Origin of the sequence: Buttiauxella agrestis ATCC 33320, assembly GCF_000735355.1 — a bacterium.
GTDB lineage: Bacteria > Pseudomonadota > Gammaproteobacteria > Enterobacterales > Enterobacteriaceae > Buttiauxella > Buttiauxella agrestis.
In genome coordinates this window covers 1-386 of sequence record NZ_JMPI01000084.1, presented here as the reverse complement: position 1 = coordinate 386, position 386 = coordinate 1, and the positions used below count along the sequence as shown (strand labels likewise).

Genomic DNA, 386 nt, shown 5'->3' with positions numbered 1-386 from the left:
CCGTAAATCGCATCTTCCTGACGCATGCGCTCTTTGATAAACGCATGCCCAGTTTTCGACATCACCGGCGTGCCACCTGCGCGCTCGACGATATCCACCGTGTTCCACGACAGGCGCGGGTCGTGAATAATTTTCGCCCCCGGCTGTTTTTCGAGGAAGGCCGCCGCCAGCAGGCCGACGATGTAATAACCCTCGATAAACTGCCCTTTCTCATCGAACAGGAAGCAGCGGTCGAAATCGCCGTCAAAGGCAATCCCCATATCCGCGCCGTGTTCAATCACCGCATTGCGGGTGTCGTCGCGGCACTCTGGCAGCAGCGGGTTCGGGATACCGTTCGGGAAGTTGCCGTCAGGCTGGTTGTGCACTTTGATAAACGTCAGCGGCAC

1 pseudogene is annotated in these 386 nt (G+C 58.0%); it reads right to left on the bottom strand.

Annotated elements, in window-relative coordinates:
* Window positions 1-386 (bottom strand): annotated as a pseudogene (gene cpsG, locus GBAG_RS21750) (colanic acid biosynthesis phosphomannomutase CpsG); the annotation flags it as partial.